The organism is Pseudomonas sp. S10E 269, assembly GCF_002798465.1.
Lineage (GTDB): Bacteria > Pseudomonadota > Gammaproteobacteria > Pseudomonadales > Pseudomonadaceae > Aquipseudomonas > Aquipseudomonas pergaminensis.
This window is the reverse complement of the sequence record NZ_PHIJ01000001.1, coordinates 1,221,996-1,244,155: the sequence shown is the minus strand read 5'-3', so window position 1 is coordinate 1,244,155 and position 22,160 is coordinate 1,221,996. Positions and strand designations below refer to the sequence as shown.

Sequence of the window (22,160 nt, the reverse complement as noted above, 5' to 3'; positions counted from 1 at the left end):
CTTAACCGAAAGCAGAATTTGAGTGGAGAAAACCATGAGTGCAGCCCAAAGCGTCGGTCCGCAAGCGTTACCGGCACTGCAGGAACAAGTCGAGCAGATCCTTGCCGAAGCCAAGCGCCAGGGGGCTAGCGCCTGTGAAGTGGCGGTGTCGCTGGAGCAGGGGCTCTCGACATCGGTGCGCCAGCGGGAAGTCGAGACCGTGGAGTTCAACCGCGACCAAGGCTTTGGCATCACCTTGTATGTAGGGCAGCGCAAAGGCTCGGCCAGCACATCGGCCAGTGGCCCGGAGGCTATTCGCGAGACCGTGGCGGCGGCATTGGCGATCGCCAAGCACACCTCCGAGGATGAAAGCTCGGGCTTGGCTGACAAGGCGTTGATGGCCAAGGACCTGAAAGACTTTGATCTGTTTCACGCCTGGGACATCACGCCCGAGCAGGCCATTGAACAGGCACTGACCTGTGAAGCCGCCGCGTTCGACGCCGATACCCGCATCAAGAACGCTGATGGCACCACATTGAGCACCCATCAGGGCTGCCGCGTGTATGGTAACAGCCATGGTTTTATTGGCGGTTACGCGTCCACGCGTCATAGCCTGAGCTGCGTGATGATCGCCGAAGCCAATGGCCAGATGCAGCGCGATTACTGGTATGACGTAAACCGCCAGGGCGATTTACTGGCCGATCCGATCAGCATCGGCCAGCGTGCTGCACAGCGTGCCGCGAGCCGCCTGGGCGCGCGCCCCGTGCCGACCTGTGAAGTGCCGGTGCTGTTTTCGGCGGAATTGGCCGGTGGCTTGTTCGGCAGCTTCCTTGGCGCAATTTCCGGGGGCAACCTTTATCGCAAGTCTTCGTTCCTGGAGGGGGCGATTGGGCAGAAGCTGTTTCCAGAATGGTTGACCATCGATGAGCGCCCACACCTGATGCGCGCCATGGGCAGTTCGGCGTTTGACGGTGATGGCCTGGCGACGTACGCGAAGCCGTTTGTCGAAAACGGTGAATTGGTGTCCTACGTGCTCGGTACCTACGCCGGCCGAAAACTTGGTTTGCCGAGCACCGCCAACTCCGGCGGCGTGCACAACCTGTTCGTCACCCATGGCGATGAAGACCAGGCAGCGTTGCTACGGAAGATGGGACGCGGCCTGCTGGTGACTGAGTTGATGGGCCACGGCCTGAACATGGTCACGGGCGATTATTCCCGTGGCGCGGCAGGCTTCTGGGTGGAAAACGGTGAGATTCAATTTGCCGTCCAGGAGGTGACTATCGCCGGCAACATGCGCGATATGTTCAAGCAGATCATTGCGGTCGGGAACGACCTGGAACTGCGCAGCAATATCCGCACGGGTTCGGTGTTGATCGAACGGATGACCGTCGCCGGTAGCTGATCCTTCCGACCCGGTTAAACAAGAAAGGCGCGCCATCTTAAATGGCGCGCCTTTTTTTGTGGCCACGTGTCAGCGGGATTAACGTGCCACCCTTGTTTTGATTCTCAATATCATTTAATAATAAATATCATTACCGGATGAGTGTGGATCATGAGTTCTGTCCTGCATGAGGATCCCTACCTCGAGAGCTGGCGCTGGATGAGTCGCCAGATTCGCTGCGGCCTCGACCCCAACGAACCGCGCCTGATCGAACATTACCTCAATGAAGGTCGATACCTGGCGTGCTGCACTGCGACCCATCCGTGGATGATCGCCGAAACCTCATTCCGCCTGTTGCTCGACACTGCCAGCGATATTGCGCTGCCTTGGCACTGGCGCTCCTTGTGCCTTGACCAGGCCTGGCGCCCTCTGCGTGACCTGGAAAAACTCTCTCACTGTGCCTGCCGCCTCAAGCGCTGGCAGACCTTTGCCTGGCAATTGGCGACGTGTGAATTGCTGCCCTCAATTTCTGTTTCTGACCTGGTGCAAGGATCTTCCGATGAGTAACACCCGTATCGAACGCGACAGCATGGGCGAACTGCACGTGCCTGCCGAGGCCCTGTATGGCGCCCAGACCCAGCGCGCGGTGAACAACTTCCCGATCAGCCACCAACGCATGCCGGCGCAATTCATTCGCGCGCTCATCCTGGCCAAGGCCGCCGCTGCCAAGGTCAACGTTGACCTCAAGCAGATCAGCGAGGGGCGGGGCAAAGCCATTGTCGATGCCGCCCAAGGCTTGTTGGAAGGGGATTTCATGCCGCACTTCCCGGTGGATATCTTCCAGACCGGCTCCGGCACCAGCTCCAACATGAATGCCAACGAAGTGATTGCAACCCTCGCCAGCCGTTTGCTGGGCGAGTCGGTCAACCCCAACGATCACGTGAATTGCGGTCAAAGCAGCAACGACATCATCCCGACTACCCTCCACGTCAGTGCCGCGCTGGTCCTGCACGAGCAAACGCTGCCGGCCCTGTTGCACTTGGTGCAGGTGATCGAGCGGAAGGCCGAAGAGGTCCATCCTTTCATCAAGACCGGTCGCACGCACCTGATGGACGCCATGCCGGTGCGCATGAGCCAAGTGCTCAACGGTTGGGCGCAGCAGCTCAAGGCCAATATCGGGCATTTGCAGGACCTTCTGCCGAGTTTGCAAGCCCTGGCTCAGGGCGGCACGGCAGTGGGCACCGGGATCAACGCACACCCTGAATTCGCTGCGCGTTTCAGCCAGCAACTGAGCAGCCTGACAGGCGTGAAATTCACCCCTGGCAAAAACCTGTTCGCCCTGATTGGCTCCCAAGACACCGCCGTGGCCGTGTCCGGCCAGTTGAAAGCCACCGCCGTGTCGCTGATGAAAATCGCCAACGACCTGCGCTGGATGAACTCCGGTCCGCTTGCCGGCCTGGGTGAAATCGAACTGGAAGGCCTGCAACCTGGCTCGTCGATCATGCCCGGCAAGGTCAACCCGGTGATCCCGGAAGCGACTGCGATGGTCGCCGCGCAGGTCATTGGCAATGACACAGTAATCACCGTCGCCGGTCAGTCAGGCAACTTCGAACTGAACGTGATGCTGCCGATCATCGCGCAGAACCTGCTCAGCAGCCTTGAACTGCTGGCCAATTCCAGTCGCCTGCTCGCGGACAAGGCCATTGCCAGTTTCAAGGTCAATGAAGCCAAGCTGAAGGAAGCGCTGTCGCGCAACCCGATTCTGGTCACCGCACTCAACCCGATCATCGGCTACCAAAAGGCCGCTGAAATCGCCAAGAAAGCCTATCAGCAGGGCCGCCCGGTGATTGAGGTCGCACTGGAGCACACCGACTTGCCGCGCAGCCAACTGGAGATCCTGCTGGATCCGGAAAAACTCACGGCTGGCGGCGTGTAATCATCGACCCTGCTTTGGAGGCTCACCATGGAGCACTGGAAACGCACGATCGAACGGGCCAATCGCTGCTTTATGGCAGGCGAACTGGTCGACGCTCGCGAGGCCTATCTGCAAGCCCTGGCCCTGGCTCAAGTGTTATTCGAACGTTGGGCGGATGCCGACGAAGCAGTGGCGGCTTGCGTCATTTCCCATCACAACCTGGCGGATTTGCACCTGCGCCTGAATCAGCCAGAGGAAAGCGCGGAATACCTCTGCGCTATTCATCAGCGCCTGTTGCAGACCATGCAGGACTCGCGTTTGAGCCCGCAATTACGGGAGGCGGCCCTGCGTCAGAGCAGCAAAACCTACGTCGAGCTGTTGAATTTCATCAGCGACCACGGCGAATACCCTCGTACCCATCGCTTGCTGGGCGGTACTGCGGCACAGCCGACCACTCCTCATTACGGAGCACATTGATATGACTTATACCTTGCCTGCCTTGCCTTACGCGTACGACGCCCTGGAACCGCATATCGATGCGCAAACCATGGAGATCCACTACACCAAGCACCACCAGACGTACATCAACAACCTCAATGCGGCTGTCGAAGGCACTGAGTTTGCCGGATGGCCGGTGGAGAAACTGGTGTCCAGTGTGCAGCAACTGCCGGAAAGACTGCGTGCAGCCGTCATCAACCAGGGTGGCGGCCATGCCAACCACTCGTTGTTCTGGGCAGTGATGTCGCCCAAAGGTGGCGGCAAACCCGAAGGCGCGTTGGGCAAAGCCATTGATGAACAGTTGGGTGGCTTCGACAGTTTCAAAGAGGCCTTCACCAAGGCTGCATTGACCCGTTTCGGCAGCGGCTGGGCCTGGTTGAGTGTGACTCCGCAGAAGACCCTGGTGGTGGAAAGCAGTGGCAACCAGGACAGCCCACTGATGAACGGCAATACGCCGATTCTCGGTCTGGACGTCTGGGAACACGCCTACTACCTGCTGTACCAGAACCGTCGCCCGGAATACATCAATGCCTTCTACAGTGTTATCAACTGGCCAGAAGTCGCCGCCCGCTATCAGGCCGCCGTGGCCTGACATTCACCTTCATAACAAGATCTAAGGCCGACTATGGGCACTGAAACACTGGCGATCAGCAGCGGGCGAATGTTTCGTTATGCGTTTGGCTCGCTACTGCTATTGGCAGGTATTGCATTGCTGGTGGCCCACGGGCTGGCCTGGCTGGACCTGGAACCGCGTATTCTGCGTGCCCTACAGGGCGGCGCCATCTGTGCGCTCGGCACGGCCCTTGGCGCCGTGCCGGTGTTGGTCATCCGACGTATGCCGGTGGCGTTGAGCGATACATTGCTGGGCTTTGGTGCCGGGGTGATGCTGGCGGCGACGGCGTTTTCGCTGATCGTGCCGGGCATTGCCGCGGCTGAAGGCCTGGGGCTCTCGCCCTGGGGGGCAAGTGGCCTGATCAGCTTTGGCATTATGCTGGGAGCATTCGGGCTGTATCTGGTTGACCGCAAGGTCTCCGGCGCTAGCCCGGAAATGCTGGTGGGCACGCCGGACAAACCGGTGATTCCGCCGCGCATTTGGTTGTTCGTGTTTGCCATCATCGCCCATAACATCCCCGAAGGCATGGCGGTCGGCGTCTCCGCAGGCGGCGGTATGCCGGATGCAGACAGCCTGGCGATGGGCATTGCGTTGCAGGACGTGCCCGAAGGCCTGGTGATTGCGTTGGTGTTGGCCGGGGCAGGGATGTCGCGGGTCAAGGCGTTCCTGATCGGTGCGGCGTCGGGTCTGGTTGAGCCGGTGTTTGCGGTGCTCTGTGCCTGGCTGGTCAGCCTGGCCGAGGTATTGTTGCCGTTGGGTCTGGCCCTGGCCGCCGGCGCGATGCTGCTGGTGGTGACCCATGAGGTCATTCCCGAATCGCGGCGCAATGGTCACGAAAAGCTCGCCAGTTTGGGGTTGTGCATCGGGTTTTGCTTGATGATGGTGATGGACACGGCGTTGGGATAACGCCCGCTCCCTTGTAGGAGCCGGCTTGCCGGCGATCAATCCTTGAGACGTGCAGTGCGCTTGGCGACGCCTTCGCCGGCAAGCCGGGCTCCTACAGAGGGTTATTCGCCTTCGTCGAAGTAGTTGTTGATCAGCGCCACCAAGGCGTCCATCGCTTCCTGCTCCTGCTCACCTTCGGTCTTCAAGTGAATCTTGGTGCCCTTGCCCGCTGCCAGCATCATCATCGCCATGATGCTTTTGCCGTCGACCATCGATTCCGGTGAGCGCCCGGCGCGGATCTGACAGGGAAACTGCCCAGCCACACCCACGAATTTGGCGGAGGCCCGGGCGTGCAGGCCCAGCTTGTTGATGATTTCAATTTCCAGAGCGGGCATCGCGCAGGTGTTCCTTTCAGCTAAGGTCGCGGTGGCGGACCTGGACGTTCTTGAGGGTTTGTTGCAGCACCTGGCCCAGGCGCTCGGTCAGGTAGACGGAACGGTGGTGGCCGCCGGTGCAGCCGATGGCGATGGTGACGTAGGCGCGGTTGCTGGCGGCGAAGCGTGGCAACCATTTGAGCAAGTAGCTGGAAATGTCCTGGAACATCTCCTCCACATCCGGCTGCGCTGCCAGGTAATCAGCCACGGGCTGATCCAGCCCGGACTGTTCGCGCAGTTCCGGCTTCCAGTAGGGGTTGGGCAGGCAGCGCACATCGAACACCAGGTCGGCGTCCACCGGCATGCCACGCTTGAACCCGAATGACTCAACAAGAAATGCCGTACCGGGCTCCGGCTGATTCAGCAGGCGCAGCTTGATGGCGTCGCGCAGCTGATACAGGTTGAGGCTGGTGGTATTGATCTTGAGGTCAGCGAGGTCAATGATCGGCCCCAGCAGCTTGGTTTCGTCTTCGATGGCTTCTGCCAGGGAACGGTGGGGGCTGCTGAGGGGGTGGCGTCGACGGGTTTCGGAGAAGCGCTTGAGCAAAGTCTCTTCGTCGGCGTCCAGGTAAAGCACATCGCAATGAATATGCTTGGCGCGCACTTCCTCGAGCAATTGCGGAAATCGCTCAAGGTGGCTGGGCAGGTTGCGGGCATCAATCGAAACGGCGACCAGGGGTTGCGCCAGTTCGGTGTGGATCAGCGCACGCTCCGCCAGTTCCGGCAGCAGGCCGGCGGGCAGGTTGTCGATGCAATAGAAACCGCTGTCCTCAAGAACATTGAGGGCGGTACTTTTACCCGAGCCAGAACGGCCGCTGACGATGATCAAACGCATGATTACTGCCCGTTCTGTTCATCCAGGACAACCTGGTACAGCGCCTCATTGCTACTGGCGCTACGCAGTTTGTCGCGTACTTCCTTGCGGTCGAGCATGCTGGCGATCTGCCTGAGCAGTTCCAGGTGTGCATCGGTGGCGGCTTGCGGGACCAGCAGAACGAACAGCAGGTCGACCGGGGCGCCGTCGATAGCGTCGAAATCGATGGGGGCTTCCAGGTGGAGCAGGGCGCTGACGGGTGTTTCGCAGCCTTTGAGGCGGCAATGAGGAATGGCGATGCCGTTACCAAAACCGGTAGAGCCGAGTTTTTCACGGGCAATCAGCGCATCGAACACATCCTGCATCTCCAGATCCGGCACTTCGCGCGCGATCAGGTTGGCAATTTGTTCGAGGGCTTTTTTCTTGCTGCCTCCCGGCACGTTCACGAGGGAACGGCCGGGGGTCAGGATGGTTTCAAGTCGGATCATGGGGGGAGAGTTAACGACCTGTACCTTGCATCAGGTGCAGATTCTTTTCCTTATGCTTTATGAGTTGGCGGTCCAGCTTGTCGTAGAGCGAGTCGATCGCCGCGTACATGTCTTCATGTTCTGCATTGGCGACGAGCTTCGCATTCGGTACATGCAGGGTGGCCTCGATTTTCTGCTTGAGCTTATCGACCTCCATGATGACCTGCACATTGGTGATCTTGTCAAAATGCCCCGCCAGCTTGTTCAGCTTGCTTTCGGTGTATTCACGCAGGGGTTTGGTGACTTCCAGCTGGTGTCCACTGATGTTGACTTGCATACAGCTTCTCCTTCGTTGCCAGTGCATAAAGCGGCAGGTAGGAATACCTGCCACTGGAACGCTGTGGCCCGCCCGTCACATCAAACGCTTACGCTCGCTGGAAGGCGCGATCCCGAGGGACTCGCGGTACTTGGCGACGGTTCGACGGGCGACCTGAATGCCTTGTGCCTCCAGTAAACCAGCGATCTTACTGTCACTCAATGGCTTTTTCTGATTTTCCGCGGCAACCAGTTTTTTGATGATCGCGCGGATCGCCGTGGACGAGCATTCACCGCCTTCGGAGGTGCTGACGTGGCTGGAGAAAAAGTATTTCAGTTCATAAATACCCCGTGGGGTATGCATGAATTTCTGCGTGGTCACCCGTGAAATCGTCGACTCATGCATGCCAACCGCTTCGGCGATGTCATGCAGTACCAGCGGTTTCATCGCTTCGTCGCCATATTCCAGGAAGCCGCGCTGGTGTTCGACGATTTGGGTGGCGACTTTCATCAGGGTTTCGTTGCGGCTTTGCAGGCTCTTGATGAACCAGCGGGCTTCCTGCAACTGGTTGCGCATGAAGGTGTTGTCGGCACTGGTATCGGCGCGCCGTACGAAGCCTGCGTATTGAGGGTTGACCCGCAGGCGCGGCACCGACTCCTGGTTCAGTTCCACCAGCCAGCGCTCGTTGTCCTTGCGCACGATGACATCGGGCACCACGTATTCGGCTTCGCTGGATTCGATTTGCGAGCCGGGACGCGGGTTGAGGCTCTGTACCAGCTCGATGACCTGGCGCAGGTCGTCTTCCTTGAGCTTCATGCGACGCATCAATTGGCTGTAGTCGCGGCTGCCCAGCAGGTCAATGTAATCGGTGACCAGGCGCTGGGCCTCGGCGAGCCATGGGGTCTTGGCGGGTAGCTGGCGCAATTGCAGCAACAGGCATTCGCTGAGCGTGCGCGCGCCGATACCGGCAGGCTCGAACTGCTGGATGCGGTGCAGGACGGCTTCGATCTCGTCCAGCTCGATATCCAGTTCAGGGTCGAAGGCTTCAAGAATCTCTTCAAGCGTCTCGTCTAGATAACCCTGGTTGTTGATGCAGTCGATCAGCGTCACGGCGATCAGGCGATCGGTGTCCGACATCGGCGCAAGGTTCAGTTGCCACAGCAGGTGGCTCTGCAGGCTCTCGCCGGCGGAGGTGCGGGTGGTGAAGTCCCACTCGTCGTCATCGTTGCTGGGCAGGCTGCTGGCGCTGGTCTGGTAGACGTCTTCCCAGGCGGTATCGACCGGAAGCTCGTTGGGAATGCGCTCGTTCCATTCGCCTTCCTCAAGGTTGTCCACCGTAGGGGCGGTTTCCTGGTAGGAGGGTTCCTGCACGTCAGAATTGGGTTTTTGCTCGATGTTATCGGCCAGTGGGTCTGCATTATCGAAGTCGTCGCCTTCTTCCTGGCGTTCGAGCATCGGATTGGACTCCAGGGCCTCCTGGATTTCCTGTTGCAGGTCCAGTGTCGACAATTGGAGCAGGCGGATGGCCTGTTGCAGCTGCGGTGTCATCGTCAGCTGCTGGCCCATTCTCAGGACTAGCGATGGTTTCATGGCAGGGGCTTAACACCTTATTCGCCGGCGCAATGCGCCATCCACGACAGGGCGCGTGAGCGCCAAACATAAGCAAATTATATGCCTGATGTCGGGGGCTTTGCCTAGAGCGCGGTAACAATAAAAATCCGGAGGTTTTCATTGACTCCCGCGCACCTTGGCAAACGGCCGTGACACCACGGTGTTTACAGGCGGAACTCGTGACCCAGGTACACTTCCTTGACCAATTCGTTGGCCAGGATAGTGGCCGAATCGCCTTCGGCAATCAGCTGGCCATCGTTGACGATATACGCGGTTTCGCAGATATCGAGGGTCTCACGGACGTTGTGGTCAGTGATCAGCACGCCAATGCCCTTGGCCTTGAGATGATGGATGATCTGCTTGATGTCGCCCACCGAGATCGGGTCGACGCCGGCAAACGGTTCGTCCAGCAGGATGAACTTGGGCGCGGTGGCCAGGGCGCGGGCGATTTCCACGCGGCGACGCTCACCACCGGACAGGCTCATGCCGAGGTTGTCGCGGATATGGTTGATGTGGAATTCCTGCAGCAGGCTTTCCAGCTCCTTGCGGCGGCCGTCACGGTCGAGTTCCTTGCGGGTCTCGAGGATGGCCATGATGTTATCGGCGACCGACAGTTTGCGGAAGATCGACGCTTCCTGCGGGAGATAGCCGATACCGGCGCGTGCGCGGCCGTGCATCGGCTGGTGGCTCACGTCCAGGTCGTCGATCAAGACGCGGCCCTGATCCGCCTGGACCAGGCCGACGATCATGTAGAAGCAGGTGGTCTTGCCGGCGCCGTTGGGGCCGAGCAAGCCGACGATCTGGCCGCTGTCGATCGACAGGCTGACGTCGCGCACGACCTGACGGCTTTTATAGGCCTTGGCCAGATGCTGGGCTTTCAGGGTTGCCATTACTCGGCCTTCTTCTTCGGCTGGATAACCATGTCGATGCGTGGACGAGGCGCGGTGACCTTGTTGCCATTGGCACGACCGGCGTTAGCGATCTGTTTCACGGTGTCATAGGTGATCTTCTCACCTTCCGTCGAGTTGCCATCGGGGCTGAGCACCTTGGCCTGGTCGATCAGGACGATGCGGTTCTGCTGGGCATGGTACTGGATAGTCTTGCCGTAGCCTTTCATCGGGCCGGTATCGGTCGCGGACTGCTTCTGTTCGAAGTAAGCCAGGTTGCCCACCGACGTTACCACGTCGATATCGCCCGATTGGGTGCGCGTCAGTGTCACCGTATTGCCGGTGATCTTCATCGAGCCCTGGGTGATGATCACACCGCCGGTATAGGTGGCGACGCCTTGCTTGTCATCGAGCTGTGCATCGTCAGCCGAGATGTGGATCGGTTGCTGGCTATCGTTCGGCAGAGCCCAGGCGCTCACGCTTCCCAGTGCTGCGCCCAGACCGAGCAAAATAGGGAGAGTTTTAACGAGCCTCATACTGTCCTCTTACGTTCGATAGCAGGTGTATCCTGCTTTCTTTCAAATACGCTTTCATTCCCTTGCCAGTCGATACACCGCCAGCGCCGTCGATTCTAACGTCTTGCTCGGTCTGCGCATATTGCTTCTGCGGGAATACGGTCATGCGACTGCTGGTAATCACGGTCTCACGTTTTTTATCGTCCGTGCGCGCAACGCGCACCGAGTCGATCAGTTCCACCTCGGTACCGTCCGGGTTGACCTCACCACGTTTGCTGGTGACGTGCCATGGGAACTCGGTACCGCGGTAAATGTTCATGTCCGGATTGGTCAGCAGCGTGACTTCGCTGGCCTTTACATGCTCGACCTTGTCCGAAGTCATCTCGTACTGAACCTTGCCGTCTGGCAGGAATTGCACGCTCTTGGCATTGATGGCGTAGTAGTCGATAGCGCCCTCGTCCACCTGCGCAGCAGGCTGGTCGAGAAAGCGCTCCGGGCTGATATTCCAGTAGCCCACCGCGAGAAACAGCGCGGCGATGACCCCGAATAGCAGGAAGTTGCGAATCTTTTTGCTCAGCATAAAACGCTCTATAAGTAGGCGGCGTGGGCCGCTTCAAGGCTACCCTGGGCACGCAGGATCAGCTCGCAGAACTCGCGGGCGGCACCTTCACCGCCACGGGCGGTAGTGATGCCATGGGCATGCTCGCGAACAAATGCCGCCGCATTGGCGACAGCCATGCCCAAGCCCACCCGACGAATCACCGGCAGGTCTGGCAGGTCATCGCCCAAGTACGCGACCTGCTCATAGCTTAGGTTGAGTTGGCCAAGAAGCTCGTCCAGAACCACCAGTTTATCCTCGCGGCCCTGATACAGGTGAGGAATCCCCAGGTTTTGTGCACGGCGTTCCACAACGGGGGTTTTTCGGCCGCTGATAATCGCTGTTTGCACGCCCGCCGCCATCAGCATCTTGATGCCCTGGCCATCGAGGGTGTTGAACGTCTTGAATTCGCTGCCGTCTTCGAGGAAGTACAGGCGGCCATCGGTCAGCACGCCGTCGACGTCGAAAATCGCCAGCTTGATGTTTTTACCGCGTTGCAACAGGTCGCTGGTCATTTACATCACTCCCGCACGCAACAAATCGTGCATGTTCAGGGCGCCAATCGGATGGTCATTGCCATCGACCACCACCAGCGCGCCTATCTTATGGTCTTCCATGATCTTCAAGGCTTCGGCTGCCAGCATTTCAGGGCGCGCGGTCTTGCCGTGAGGGGTCATCACCGCATCAATGGTGGCGGTGTGGATATCAATGGTGCGGTCCAGGGTGCGGCGCAGGTCGCCGTCGGTGAAGACCCCGGCCAGGCGGCCGTCGGCTTCCAGTATCACGGTCATGCCCAGGCCCTTGCGGGTCATTTCCATCAACGCGTCCTTCAGCAAGGTGCCGCGCTGGACGTGGGGCAACTCATCGCCCGAGTGCATGACGTTTTCCACTTTCAGCAGCAAACGGCGGCCCAGGGCGCCACCCGGGTGGGAAAATGCGAAGTCCTCGGCGGTAAACCCACGGGCTTCCAGCAGCGCCACGGCCAGGGCATCGCCCATGACCAGTGCGGCGGTGGTGGAGGAGGTCGGTGCCAGGTTCAAAGGGCACGCCTCGTGGGCCACGTGAACATTCAGGTTCACTTCGGCGGCCTTGGCCAGCGTCGACTCCGGGTTGCCGGTGATGCTGATCATCTGGATGCCCAGGCGCTTGATCAGCGGCAGCAGGGTCACGATTTCGTTGGTGCTGCCGGAGTTGGACAGCGCCAGGATGATGTCATCCTTGGTGATCATGCCCATGTCGCCGTGGCTGGCTTCGGCGGGGTGCACGAAAAATGCAGTGGTCCCGGTGCTGGCCAGGGTGGCGGCGATCTTGTTGCCGACGTGGCCCGACTTGCCCATGCCGACCACGACAACGCGGCCTTTGCTGGCCAGAATCATCTCGCACGCGCGTACGAAATCTGCGTCGATATGCGCCAGCAAGCCTTCTACGGCTTCAAGCTCGAGGCGGATGGTGCGTTGTGCGGATTGAATAAGGTCGCTGGATTGGCTCATGTCTGAAATCGTATAGCCTGACGAAAAGTCGGCGATTATAACGGTAATGATCAATTCCCTCACGCAAGTTCGTCAGGGTTTGTTTGCGATGCGCTCGAGATTCCATCCTTGGCAACATAGGCGGCAACGTTTTTTCCCTGTCCTCAATCTGAACAAGCACCGTTCCGGCCTTGGGCGCCCTGTACCAGCAGTGATATAGTTCGCCGCCAGTTCGGTCCGCTCGGCCCATGTGGCCAATTATTGCGCGAATGATGCAAACGTTTGTCGCAAACGTGGTGTCTGAGTGAGAGGCTGCATCCCAAGGAGTTTAGATGAGTGCCGATAACGCCTACGCGGTCGAGCTGAAGGGACTGACCTTCAAGCGCGGGACGCGCAGCATCTTCAATAACGTCGATATCCGCATTCCGCGCGGCAAGGTCACGGGCATCATGGGGCCTTCCGGTTGCGGCAAGACCACGCTGCTGCGCCTGATGGGCATGCAATTGCGGCCCAGCGCCGGTGAAGTGTGGGTCAATGGCCAGAACCTGCCGACGCTGTCGCGCAGCGATCTGTTTGACGCACGCAAGCACATGGGTGTGCTGTTCCAGAGCGGTGCGCTGTTCACCGACCTCGATGTTTTCGAGAACGTGGCCTTTCCGCTGCGGGTGCATACCCAGCTGTCTGACGAAATGATTCGTGACATTGTGTTGCTGAAACTGCAGGCCGTAGGCCTTCGCGGTGCCATCGACCTGATGCCCGATGAACTGTCCGGAGGCATGAAGCGCCGTGTGGCCCTGGCGCGTGCCATCGCCCTCGACCCGCAGATTCTCATGTATGACGAGCCTTTTGTCGGCCAGGACCCCATCGCCATGGGGGTGCTTGTACGGCTTATCCGCTTGCTCAACGATGCTTTGGGCATTACCAGCATCGTGGTCTCCCATGATCTTGCAGAAACCGCGAGCATTGCCGATTACCTTTATGTAGTCGGCGATGGCCAGGTGCTGGGGCAGGGCACACCGCAAGAGCTGATGAACGCCGATAACCCGCGCATTCGCCAGTTCATGACCGGCGATCCCGATGGCCCGGTGCCTTTTCACTTTCCGGCAGCGGACTACCGCTCAGATCTTCTGGGGAAGCGCTGATGCGCAAGACATCTCTCATCGAGAAGGTTCGCCTTTTCGGTCGCTCGGGCATCGACATCGTCGAGGTTCTGGGCCGTTCGACGATTTTTCTCTTCCACGCCCTGCTCGGTCGTGGCGGCATTGGCGGCGGCTTTGGCCTGCTGGTCAAGCAGCTGCATTCGGTAGGTGTCATGTCCCTGGTGATCATCGTGGTCTCCGGCGTGTTCATCGGCATGGTGCTGGCGTTGCAGGGCTTCAATATCCTCTCCAGCTACGGTTCGGAGCAGGCGGTAGGGCAGATGGTCGCCTTGACGCTGTTGCGTGAACTGGGGCCGGTGGTCACCGCCTTGCTGTTCGCCGGGCGCGCGGGTTCCGCGTTGACCGCCGAAATCGGCAACATGAAATCCACCGAGCAGTTGTCCAGCCTGGAAATGATCGGCGTGGACCCGCTCAAATACATTGTTGCCCCGCGCCTGTGGGCCGGCTTCATTTCCCTGCCATTGCTGGCGATGATCTTCAGCGTGGTCGGTATCTGGGGCGGTTCGTGGGTGGCAGTGGACTGGCTGGGCGTCTACGACGGCTCCTACTGGGCCAACATGCAAAACAGCGTGACGTTCACGGGCGACGTGCTCAACGGCGTCATAAAGAGCATCGTCTTCGCCTTTGTTGTCACCTGGATCGCCGTATTCCAAGGCTACGACTGTGAGCCCACCTCAGAAGGGATCAGTCGCGCCACCACCAAGACCGTTGTGTACGCCTCGCTGGCGGTACTGGGCCTTGACTTCATTTTGACCGCCTTGATGTTTGGAGATTTCTGATGCAAAACCGCACTGTGGAAATCGGTGTCGGCCTTTTCTTGCTGGCTGGCATCCTGGCTTTACTGTTGTTGGCCCTGCGAGTCAGCGGTCTTTCGGCCAGCCCCACCGCCGATACTTATAAACTTTACGCGTACTTCGACAATATCGCCGGTTTGACTGTCAGAGCTAAAGTGACCATGGCCGGTGTAACCATCGGCAAGGTCACGGCAATCGATCTGGACCGCGACAGCTTCACCGGCCGGGTGACGATGCAATTGGACAAGAAGGTAGATAATCTGCCGACCGACTCCACTGCATCTATCCTCACTGCGGGTCTGCTGGGCGAGAAGTACATCGGTGTCAGCGTGGGCGGGGAAACAGCCCTGCTCAAGGATGGCTCGACAATCCACGACACACAGTCGTCGTTGGTACTTGAAGACCTGATCGGTAAATTCCTGCTCAATACGGTCAATAAAGACGCCAAATGAGGAATTCGTACATGATCTCTACCTTGCGACGTGGCCTTCTGGTACTGCTTGCAGCGCTGCCGTTGATGGCCAACGCAGCAGGTTCTGCGCACGATCTGGTGCAGGACACTACTAACAAGATGTTGGCTGACCTGTCGGCCAACAAGGAAAAGTACAAGCAGGACCCGAGTCAGTTCTATAACGCGCTCAACACCATTGTTGGCCCGGTGGTCGACGCTGAAGGCATTTCCCGCAGCATCATGACGGTCAAGTATTCGCGCAAGGCTACCCCGGCGCAGATGCAGACCTTCCAGGAAAACTTCAAGAAAGGCCTGTTCCAGTTCTACGGTAACGCGCTGCTCGAGTACAACAACCAGGGCATTACCGTTGCTCCCGCCGGCGATGAGTCGGGTGATCGCACCAGCGTCAATATGAGCGTCAAAGGCAACAACGGTGCTGTCTACCCTGTGCAGTACACGCTGGAGAAGGTTAACGGCGAGTGGAAGCTGCGTAACGTGATCATCAACGGCATCAACATTGGCAAGCTGTTCCGTGACCAGTTCGCCGACGCCATGCAGCGCAATGGCAACGATCTGGACAAAACCATCAATGGTTGGGCCGGTGAAGTCGCCAAGGCCAAGGAAGAAACCGATAAAGCTGCCGGGAAGCCTGCGCAATGACCGAGTCGGCTGTTCGTCTAGGCGATGCCGGCGAGCTGTTCATCAGTGGCGTGCTGGACTACCGCTCCGGGCCTGACCTGCGCAAGCAGGGCCAGGCCTTGATCAAGACCAGCACTGCCCCTGCGCTGGTGCTGGATTGTTCGGCTGTGACCAAGTCCAGCAGCGTCGGCTTATCGTTGTTGCTGTGCTTCATGCGTGATGCCGAAGCGGCCAAAAAGCCCGTCAGCATCCGTGCTATGCCCGAAGACATGCGTGAAATCGCCGAAGTTTCCGGTCTGACCGAGTTGCTGGCGCATCCTTAATACACATTATTAAAGAGGCCCCCCGTCAGAGTCCTGCTACGCGGGGTTCGCAGGCGCGGGGCTTTTTTGTATGATGTGCGACCCGCGCGCACTGGGCGCCGATAGAGGTTGAGCATGCAGGCCCTAGAAGTTAAGCGCTTTCTTGAAGGAAAGCTGCCGGAAACGACCGTAGAAGTTGAAGGCGAAGGCTGCAACTTCCAGCTGAACGTGATTAGCGATGAACTGGTGGCACTCAGCCCGGTCAAGCGTCAGCAGCAGATCTATGCCCATTTGAACCCGTGGATCACCGATGGCAGCATCCATGCGGTCACTATGAAATTTTTCAGCCGCGCGGCCTGGGCCGAGCGCACCTGAGCCCCCAAGGCGTCGAGATTCTTATGGATAAATTGATTATTACCGGCGGTGCCCGCCTTGATGGCGAGATTCGCATCTCTGGTGCAAAAAACTCCGCCTTGCCGATCCTGGCAGCGACCCTGCTGTGCGATGGCCCGGTTACCGTGGCCAACCTGCCGCACCTGCACGACATCACCACCATGATCGAGCTGTTCGGTCGCATGGGTATCGAGCCGGTGATCGACGAGAAACTGGCCGTCGAAATCGACCCGCGCACCATCAAGACCCTGATCGCCCCGTACGAGCTGGTGAAAACCATGCGCGCGTCGATCCTGGTGCTGGGCCCGATGGTCGCCCGTTTCGGCGAAGCCGAAGTCGCATTGCCTGGCGGTTGCGCCATTGGCTCGCGTCCGGTTGACCTGCATATCCGCGGCCTTGAAGCCATGGGTGCGACTATCGACGTCGAAGGCGGCTACATCAAGGCCAAGGCGCCGGAAGGCGGCCTGCGTGGCGCCAACTTCTTCTTTGATACCGTCAGCGTGACCGGTACCGAGAACATCATGATGGCCGCTGCCCTGGCCAACGGCCGCAGCGTCCTGCAAAACGCCGCGCGCGAGCCGGAAGTGGTCGACTTGGCCAACTTCCTGATCGCCATGGGTGCCAACATCACCGGCGCCGGCACCGACACCATCACCATCGACGGTGTGAAACGCCTGCACCCGGCCACCTACAAAGTGATGCCGGACCGCATCGAGACCGGTACCTACCTGGTTGCTGCTGCCGTCACCGGTGGTCGCGTCAAGGTCAAGGACACCGATCCGACCATCCTGGAAGCGGTCCTGGAAAAGCTGCGCGAAGCCGGTGCCGAAATCACTACCGGCGAAGACTGGATCGAGCTGAACATGCATGGCAAGCGTCCTAAAGCCGTCAACGTGCGTACCGCTCCCTACCCAGCGTTCCCGACCGACATGCAAGCGCAGTTCATCTCCCTGAACGCGATTGCCGAAGGCACCGGTGCCGTGATCGAGACCATCTTCGAAAACCGCTTCATGCACGTGTACGAACTGCACCGCATGGGCGCGAAGATCCAGGTCGAAGGCAACACCGCCATCGTGACCGGCACCGAGAAACTCAAGGGCGCGCCAGTGATGGCCACCGACCTGCGTGCCTCGGCCAGCCTGGTGATCTCGGCGCTGATCGCCGAAGGCGACACCCTCATCGACCGCATCTACCATATAGACCGTGGTTACGAGTGCATCGAAGAAAAACTGCAGATGCTCGGCGCCAAAATCCGCCGCGTACCGGGCTAGTCCCGCCGCTGAAAACGCTGTCACTGTGGTGAGCGGGCTTGCCCCGCGCTGGGCTGCGAAGCGGCCCTAAAGTCTGGGGAGCGCTGCGCACTCCAGCGCAGGGCAAGCCCGCTCACTACTAGAGGCTTGCTGTAAATTTGTTCAAAATCGAGGCTGTAATGGCCTCGATCTGTGTCCGGCGCCGTTTGCGACCGGGCAGCAATAGCCTGATGAAGGACTGACGTTTCCATGTTGACCATCGCACTGTCCAAGGGCCGCATCCTTGACGACACTTTGCCGCTTCTGGCTGAAGCGGGCATCGTGCCGACCGAGAATCCGGACAAGAGCCGCAAGCTGATCATCCCCACGACCCAGGACGACGTGCGCCTGTTGATCGTGCGGGCTACCGACGTGCCGACCTACGTTGAACATGGCGCGGCCGACCTCGGTGTTGCCGGTAAAGACGTGCTGATGGAATACGGCGGCCAGGGCCTGTACGAGCCATTGGACCTGCGTATTGCCCTGTGCAAGTTGATGACCGCTGGCCGTGTCGGTGATGTCGAGCCCAAAGGCCGCCTGCGCGTCGCGACCAAGTTCGTCAATGTTGCCAAGCGTTACTACGCCGAGCAAGGCCGCCAGGTCGACATCATCAAGCTCTACGGCTCGATGGAGCTGGCGCCGCTGATCGGCCTGGCCGACAAGATCATCGACGTGGTCGACACCGGTAACACCCTGCGTGCCAACGGTCTTGAGCCGCAAGAATTCATTGCCGACATCAGCTCCCGCCTGATCGTCAACAAAGCTTCGATGAAGATGCAGCATGCCCGTATCCAGGCGTTGATCGACACCCTGCGCACGGCAGTGGAGTCGCGACACCGCGGTTGACTTACCCGCGTAGCCTGAAGGCTGCGCCCGTCTATCCGCCTCATAGCCAGAATTCTCAGGTGCCCAAGCGGAAACGACTGCTAGTTTAGGGTGCCTGAGTTTTTGCCAATTCTATTGAGGCCCTCGCTATGACCACGTCCACTGCAATTGCCCGACTCAACGCTGCCGACCCGGATTTCGCCCATCATCTGGATCATCTGCTGAGCTGGGAAAGCGTGTCCGACGATTCGGTCAACCAGCGGGTGCTCGACATCATCAAGGCCGTGCGCGAGCGCGGTGATGCGGCGCTGGTGGACTTCACCCGCCAGTTCGACGGCCTGGACGTCAAGTCCATGGCTGACCTGATCCTGCCCCGCGAACGCCTGGAACTGGCCCTGACGCGCATCACTGCGCCGCAGCGCGAAGCCCTGGAAGTGGCGGCGGCGCGCGTGCGCAGCTACCACGAAAAACAGAAACAGGATTCCTGGAGCTACACCGAGGCTGACGGCACGGTGCTGGGCCAGAAGGTCACCCCGCTGGACCGCGCCGGTCTGTACGTGCCGGGCGGCAAAGCTTCGTACCCCTCATCGGTGCTGATGAACGCGATCCCGGCCAAAGTGGCAGGCGTGACCGAAGTGGTCATGGTCGTGCCGACCCCGCGCGGTGAAATCAACGAACTGGTGTTGGCTGCAGCCTGCATCGCCGGTGTGGATCGCGTGTTCACCATCGGCGGCGCCCAAGCCGTTGCCGCCCTGGCGTATGGCACTGAAAGCGTGCCGAAGGTCGACAAAGTGGTCGGCCCAGGCAATATCTATGTCGCCACCGCCAAACGCCACGTATTTGGCCAGGTGGGCATCGACATGATCGCCGGCCCTTCGGAAATCCTGGTGGTATGCGACGGCCAGACCGACCCGGACTGGATCGCCATGGACCTGTTCTCCCAGGCCGAGCATGACGAAGATGCCCAGGCGATCCTGGTCAGCCCGGACGCCGAGTTCCTCGACAAGGTCGCGGCCAGCATCAATAAACTGCTGCCGACCATGGAGCGCGCCGAGATCATCGAGAAGTCGATCAATGGCCGTGGCGCGTTGATCCTGGTGCGCGACATGGAGCAAGCCATCGAAGTGGCCAACCGTATCGCGCCGGAGCACCTGGAGCTGTCCGTGGCCGACCCACAAGCCTGGCTGCCGTCGATTCGCCACGCGGGTGCGATCTTCATGGGCCGCCACACCAGCGAAGCCCTAGGGGACTACTGCGCGGGCCCGAACCACGTGCTGCCAACCTCCGGCACGGCGCGGTTCTCGTCGCCACTGGGGGTGTATGACTTCCAGAAGCGTTCGTCGATCATCTTCTGCTCGCCCCAGGGCGCTTCCGAGCTGGGCAAGACTGCTTCGGTGCTGGCCCGTGGTGAATCCCTGAGTGCCCACGCCCGCAGCGCCGAATACCGCATCCTTGAAGAGAAGGGGAACTGAGACATGAGCAAATTCTGGAGCCCTTTCGTCAAGGACCTCGTGCCTTACGTGCCCGGCGAACAACCCAAGCTGACCAAGCTGGTCAAGCTCAACACCAATGAAAACCCCTACGGGCCATCGCCCAAGGCATTGGCGGCGATGCAGGCCGAGTTGAACGACAACCTGCGCCTGTACCCGGACCCCAACAGCGACCTGCTCAAGCAGGCGGTGGCCAAGTATTACGGGATCGATGCCGGCAAAGTGTTCCTTGGCAACGGTTCCGACGAAGTCCTCGCGCACATCTTCCACGGCCTGTTCCAGCACGATCTGCCGCTGCTGTTCCCGGATATCAGCTACAGCTTCTATCCGGTTTACTGCGGGCTCTATGGCATCAAGTCCGCTCCGGTGCCGCTGGACGAACAGTTCCAGATCCGTGTGGCGGATTACGCCAAGCCGAACGGCGGGATCATCTTCCCCAACCCGAACGCGCCCACCGGCTGCGTGCTGGCGCTGGACGCCGTGGAGCAGATCCTCAAGGCCAGCCCGGACTCGGTGGTGGTGGTCGATGAAGCCTATATCGACTTCGGCGGTGAAACCGCGATCAGCCTGGTGGACCGCTACCCGAACCTGCTGGTGACCCAGACCCTGTCCAAATCGCGCTCACTGGCTGGTTTGCGCGTGGGCCTGGCCGTGGGTCACCCGGACCTGATCGAAGCGCTGGAGCGGGTCAAGAACAGCTTCAACTCCTACCCGCTGGATCGCCTGGCGATTGTCGGCGCAGCGGCGTCGTTCGAGGATCGTGAGTACTTCGAGAAGACCTGCCGATTGGTTATCGATAGCCGTGAGAAAGTCGTGGCACAGTTGGAAGCCAAAGGCTTTGAAGTGTTGCCGTCGGCAGCCAACTTCATTTTTGCCCGTCACCCACAGCATGACGCGGCGGGCCTGGCGGCCAAGTTGCGTGAGCAAGGGGTGATTGTTCGTCACTTCAAGCAGGAGCGGATTGCCCAGTTCCTGCGGATCAGCATCGGCACGCCTGAGCAGAACCAGGCGTTGATCGATGGGCTCGGTGAGCTCTAGGCGTTAGACCTTTATTGGCTTGACGGGCCTCATCGCGGGCAAGCCCGGCTCCCACATTGGAATGCATTTCCCTGTGGGAGCCGGGCTTGCCCGCGATGAGGCCATCAGCAACACCGCATCGTTACAGCAACGGCTCATCCGGCTTCTTGTTCTTCCAACCATCATTGCCCGGCAGCAACAGGTTCAAGCCAATCGCCACCACCGCGCACAGGGCAATGCCCTTGAGGCCGAAGTCATCCGGGCCGGTGCCGGTACCGACCAGCACACCGCCAATCCCGAACACCAGGGTCACCGACACAATCACCAGGTTGCGAGCTTCGCCCAGGTCGATCTTGTGGCGGATCAGCGTGTTCATCCCCACCGCGGCAATCGAGCCGAACAGCAGGCACAGGATCCCGCCCATCACCGGTACCGGGATGCTCTGCAGCAATGCGCCGAACTTACCGATAAACGCCAGGCTGATAGCAAACACTGCCGCCCATGTCATGATTTTCGGGTTGTAGTTCTTGGTCAGCATCACCGCGCCGGTCACTTCGGCGTAGGTGGTGTTCGGCGGGCCGCCAAACAGGCCGGCAGCCGTGGTGGCAATGCCGTCACCCAGCAACGTGCGGTGCAGGCCTGGCTTCTTCAGGTAGTCGCGACCAGTCACGCTGCCCACTGCAATCACACCGCCGATATGTTCGATCGCCGGGGCCAGGGCCACCGGGACGATAAACAGGATCGCTTGCCAGTTGAATTCCGGCGCGGTGAAGTGGGGCAGGGCAAACCAGGGGGCGGCGGCGATCTTCGCCGTGTCGACCACGCCAAAGTAGAACGACATGGCAAAACCCACCAGCACGCCGGAGATGATCGGCACCAGGCGGAAAATGCCCTTGCCGAACACCGCCACGATCAAGGTGGTCAGCAGTGCTGGCATCGAGATCATCATCGCCGTCTGGTAATGGATCAGCTCGGTACCGTCACCGGCTTTGCCCATTGCCATGTTGGCGGCGATCGGTGCCATGGCCAGGCCGATGGAGATAATCACTGGCCCGATCACCACGGGCGGCAGCAGCCGGTCGATAAACCCGGTGCCCTTGATCTTCACGGCCAGGCCCAGGAAGGTATAAACGAAGCCGGCGGCCATCACCCCGCCCATGGTCGCCGCGAGGCCGAACTGGCCCTTGGCGAGAATGATCGGGGTGATGAAGGCAAAGCTCGACGCCAGGAAGACCGGCACCTGCCGCCCTGTCACCACCTGGAACAACAACGTGCCCAGGCCCGCGGTGAACAGTGCGACGTTTGGATCAAGACCTGTGATCAGTGGCATCAACACCAGCGCGCCAAATGCTACGAAGAGCATTTGTGCGCCAGACAGGATCTGGCGCCAAAGCGGGTCGTTGAATTCATCCTGCATG

General features: G+C 59.8%; 27 protein-coding genes. 16 read left to right on the top strand and 11 right to left on the bottom strand.

All coding sequences use genetic code 11. The features are described 5' to 3' along the window. Positions 1-34 precede the first annotated feature (34 nt). From pmbA to CWC48_RS05855, 6 genes are all read left to right on the top strand, one after another. Positions 35-1,381, top strand: coding sequence for a metalloprotease PmbA (gene pmbA, locus CWC48_RS05880; RefSeq protein ID WP_078046885.1), 1,347 nt, complete (start codon positions 35-37; stop codon positions 1,379-1,381). A 150-nt stretch (positions 1,382-1,531) separates the two neighbouring features. Further along, positions 1,532-1,927, top strand: coding sequence for a FagA protein (locus CWC48_RS05875; protein WP_100491479.1), 396 nt, complete (start codon positions 1,532-1,534; stop codon positions 1,925-1,927). After that, positions 1,920-3,296, top strand: coding sequence for a lyase family protein (locus CWC48_RS05870; protein WP_099494053.1), 1,377 nt, complete (start codon positions 1,920-1,922; stop codon positions 3,294-3,296). Before CWC48_RS05875 ends, CWC48_RS05870 begins: the two co-directional genes overlap by 8 nt. A gap of 27 nt (positions 3,297-3,323) precedes the next feature. Next, a complete protein-coding gene (locus CWC48_RS05865; protein ID WP_078046888.1) occupies positions 3,324-3,752 on the top strand; it encodes a hypothetical protein in 429 nt (142 codons plus the stop codon). A 1-nt stretch (position 3,753) separates the two neighbouring features. Continuing rightward, positions 3,754-4,365 carry a superoxide dismutase gene (locus CWC48_RS05860; RefSeq protein ID WP_100491478.1) on the top strand — a complete coding sequence of 204 codons (612 nt, stop codon included), beginning with the start codon at positions 3,754-3,756 and terminating at the stop codon, positions 4,363-4,365. 33 nt (positions 4,366-4,398) lie between these two features. After that, entirely contained in the window at positions 4,399-5,292 is an 894-nt protein-coding gene (locus CWC48_RS05855; RefSeq protein WP_078046890.1) for a ZIP family metal transporter, read from the top strand. A gap of 101 nt (positions 5,293-5,393) precedes the next feature. On the opposite strand, the gene CWC48_RS05850 is transcribed toward CWC48_RS05855, so the two are convergent. The 10 genes from CWC48_RS05850 to CWC48_RS05805 all read right to left on the bottom strand — a co-directional run bounded on the left by CWC48_RS05850 (position 5,394) and on the right by CWC48_RS05805 (position 12,403). Beyond that, on the bottom strand, positions 5,394-5,666 hold the full coding sequence (locus CWC48_RS05850; protein WP_078046891.1) for an HPr family phosphocarrier protein: 273 nt from the start codon (positions 5,664-5,666) through the stop codon (positions 5,394-5,396). Between the two features lie 16 nt (positions 5,667-5,682). Next, a complete protein-coding gene (gene rapZ, locus CWC48_RS05845) occupies positions 5,683-6,540 on the bottom strand; it encodes an RNase adapter RapZ (protein WP_049709982.1) in 858 nt (285 codons plus the stop codon). 2 nt (positions 6,541-6,542) lie between these two features. After that, positions 6,543-7,007, bottom strand: a complete 465-nt coding sequence (ptsN, locus tag CWC48_RS05840) for a PTS IIA-like nitrogen regulatory protein PtsN (RefSeq protein ID WP_061435337.1) — start codon at positions 7,005-7,007, stop codon at positions 6,543-6,545. A gap of 10 nt (positions 7,008-7,017) precedes the next feature. After that, positions 7,018-7,323, bottom strand: a complete 306-nt coding sequence (hpf, locus tag CWC48_RS05835) for a ribosome hibernation-promoting factor, HPF/YfiA family (protein WP_003171804.1) — start codon at positions 7,321-7,323, stop codon at positions 7,018-7,020. A gap of 75 nt (positions 7,324-7,398) precedes the next feature. Further along, on the bottom strand, positions 7,399-8,892 hold the full coding sequence (locus tag CWC48_RS05830; RefSeq protein WP_016974289.1) for an RNA polymerase factor sigma-54: 1,494 nt from the start codon (positions 8,890-8,892) through the stop codon (positions 7,399-7,401). Between the two features lie 185 nt (positions 8,893-9,077). Then, complete coding sequence (lptB, locus tag CWC48_RS05825; RefSeq protein WP_003171806.1) at positions 9,078-9,803, bottom strand: LPS export ABC transporter ATP-binding protein; 726 nt, start codon at positions 9,801-9,803, stop codon at positions 9,078-9,080. Beyond that, on the bottom strand, positions 9,803-10,336 hold the full coding sequence (lptA, locus tag CWC48_RS05820) for a lipopolysaccharide transport periplasmic protein LptA (RefSeq protein WP_078046892.1): 534 nt from the start codon (positions 10,334-10,336) through the stop codon (positions 9,803-9,805). The genes lptB and lptA overlap by 1 nt, the downstream gene beginning before the upstream one ends. Continuing rightward, positions 10,323-10,895: an LPS export ABC transporter periplasmic protein LptC gene (gene lptC, locus CWC48_RS05815; RefSeq protein ID WP_078046893.1), complete on the bottom strand. Its 573-nt coding sequence runs from the start codon at positions 10,893-10,895 to the stop codon at positions 10,323-10,325. The genes lptA and lptC overlap by 14 nt, the downstream gene beginning before the upstream one ends. A gap of 8 nt (positions 10,896-10,903) precedes the next feature. Beyond that, positions 10,904-11,428, bottom strand: coding sequence for an HAD family hydrolase (locus tag CWC48_RS05810; protein WP_034118123.1), 525 nt, complete (start codon positions 11,426-11,428; stop codon positions 10,904-10,906). Beyond that, entirely contained in the window at positions 11,429-12,403 is a 975-nt protein-coding gene (locus tag CWC48_RS05805; RefSeq protein WP_078046894.1) for a KpsF/GutQ family sugar-phosphate isomerase, read from the bottom strand. It lies immediately after the preceding gene. 311 nt (positions 12,404-12,714) lie between these two features. Here CWC48_RS05805 and CWC48_RS05800 point away from each other — a divergent pair, with 311 nt between their 5' ends. From CWC48_RS05800 to hisC, 10 genes are all read left to right on the top strand, one after another. Then, positions 12,715-13,524 carry an ATP-binding cassette domain-containing protein gene (locus tag CWC48_RS05800; RefSeq protein WP_078046895.1) on the top strand — a complete coding sequence of 270 codons (810 nt, stop codon included), beginning with the start codon at positions 12,715-12,717 and terminating at the stop codon, positions 13,522-13,524. Continuing rightward, a complete protein-coding gene (mlaE, locus tag CWC48_RS05795) occupies positions 13,524-14,321 on the top strand; it encodes a lipid asymmetry maintenance ABC transporter permease subunit MlaE (RefSeq protein WP_099494054.1) in 798 nt (265 codons plus the stop codon). Before CWC48_RS05800 ends, mlaE begins: the two co-directional genes overlap by 1 nt. After that, entirely contained in the window at positions 14,321-14,788 is a 468-nt protein-coding gene (gene mlaD / locus CWC48_RS05790; RefSeq protein WP_003171814.1) for an outer membrane lipid asymmetry maintenance protein MlaD, read from the top strand. Before mlaE ends, mlaD begins: the two co-directional genes overlap by 1 nt. Positions 14,789-14,799: 11 nt before the next feature. Further along, positions 14,800-15,447, top strand: coding sequence for a phospholipid-binding protein MlaC (locus tag CWC48_RS05785; protein ID WP_078046897.1), 648 nt, complete (start codon positions 14,800-14,802; stop codon positions 15,445-15,447). Beyond that, the gene (locus CWC48_RS05780; protein ID WP_078046898.1) at positions 15,444-15,749 is read left to right on the top strand and encodes a lipid asymmetry maintenance protein MlaB; all 306 of its coding nucleotides are present in this window, start codon (positions 15,444-15,446) and stop codon (positions 15,747-15,749) included. The genes CWC48_RS05785 and CWC48_RS05780 overlap by 4 nt, the downstream gene beginning before the upstream one ends. Positions 15,750-15,863: 114 nt before the next feature. Next, positions 15,864-16,103: a BolA family protein gene (locus CWC48_RS05775; protein ID WP_100491477.1), complete on the top strand. Its 240-nt coding sequence runs from the start codon at positions 15,864-15,866 to the stop codon at positions 16,101-16,103. Between the two features lie 23 nt (positions 16,104-16,126). Next, positions 16,127-17,392, top strand: a complete 1,266-nt coding sequence (gene murA / locus CWC48_RS05770; RefSeq protein ID WP_034102217.1) for a UDP-N-acetylglucosamine 1-carboxyvinyltransferase — start codon at positions 16,127-16,129, stop codon at positions 17,390-17,392. A gap of 228 nt (positions 17,393-17,620) precedes the next feature. Next, positions 17,621-18,256, top strand: coding sequence for an ATP phosphoribosyltransferase (gene hisG / locus CWC48_RS05765; protein ID WP_071494135.1), 636 nt, complete (start codon positions 17,621-17,623; stop codon positions 18,254-18,256). 128 nt (positions 18,257-18,384) lie between these two features. After that, a complete protein-coding gene (gene hisD, locus CWC48_RS05760) occupies positions 18,385-19,707 on the top strand; it encodes a histidinol dehydrogenase (protein ID WP_025856319.1) in 1,323 nt (440 codons plus the stop codon). 3 nt (positions 19,708-19,710) lie between these two features. Then, on the top strand, positions 19,711-20,763 hold the full coding sequence (gene hisC, locus CWC48_RS05755; RefSeq protein ID WP_100491476.1) for a histidinol-phosphate transaminase: 1,053 nt from the start codon (positions 19,711-19,713) through the stop codon (positions 20,761-20,763). Between the two features lie 121 nt (positions 20,764-20,884). On the opposite strand, the gene CWC48_RS05750 is transcribed toward hisC, so the two are convergent. Then, entirely contained in the window at positions 20,885-22,159 is a 1,275-nt protein-coding gene (locus CWC48_RS05750) for a uracil-xanthine permease family protein (RefSeq protein WP_034102220.1), read from the bottom strand. Between the last annotated feature and the right edge of the window lies 1 nt (position 22,160).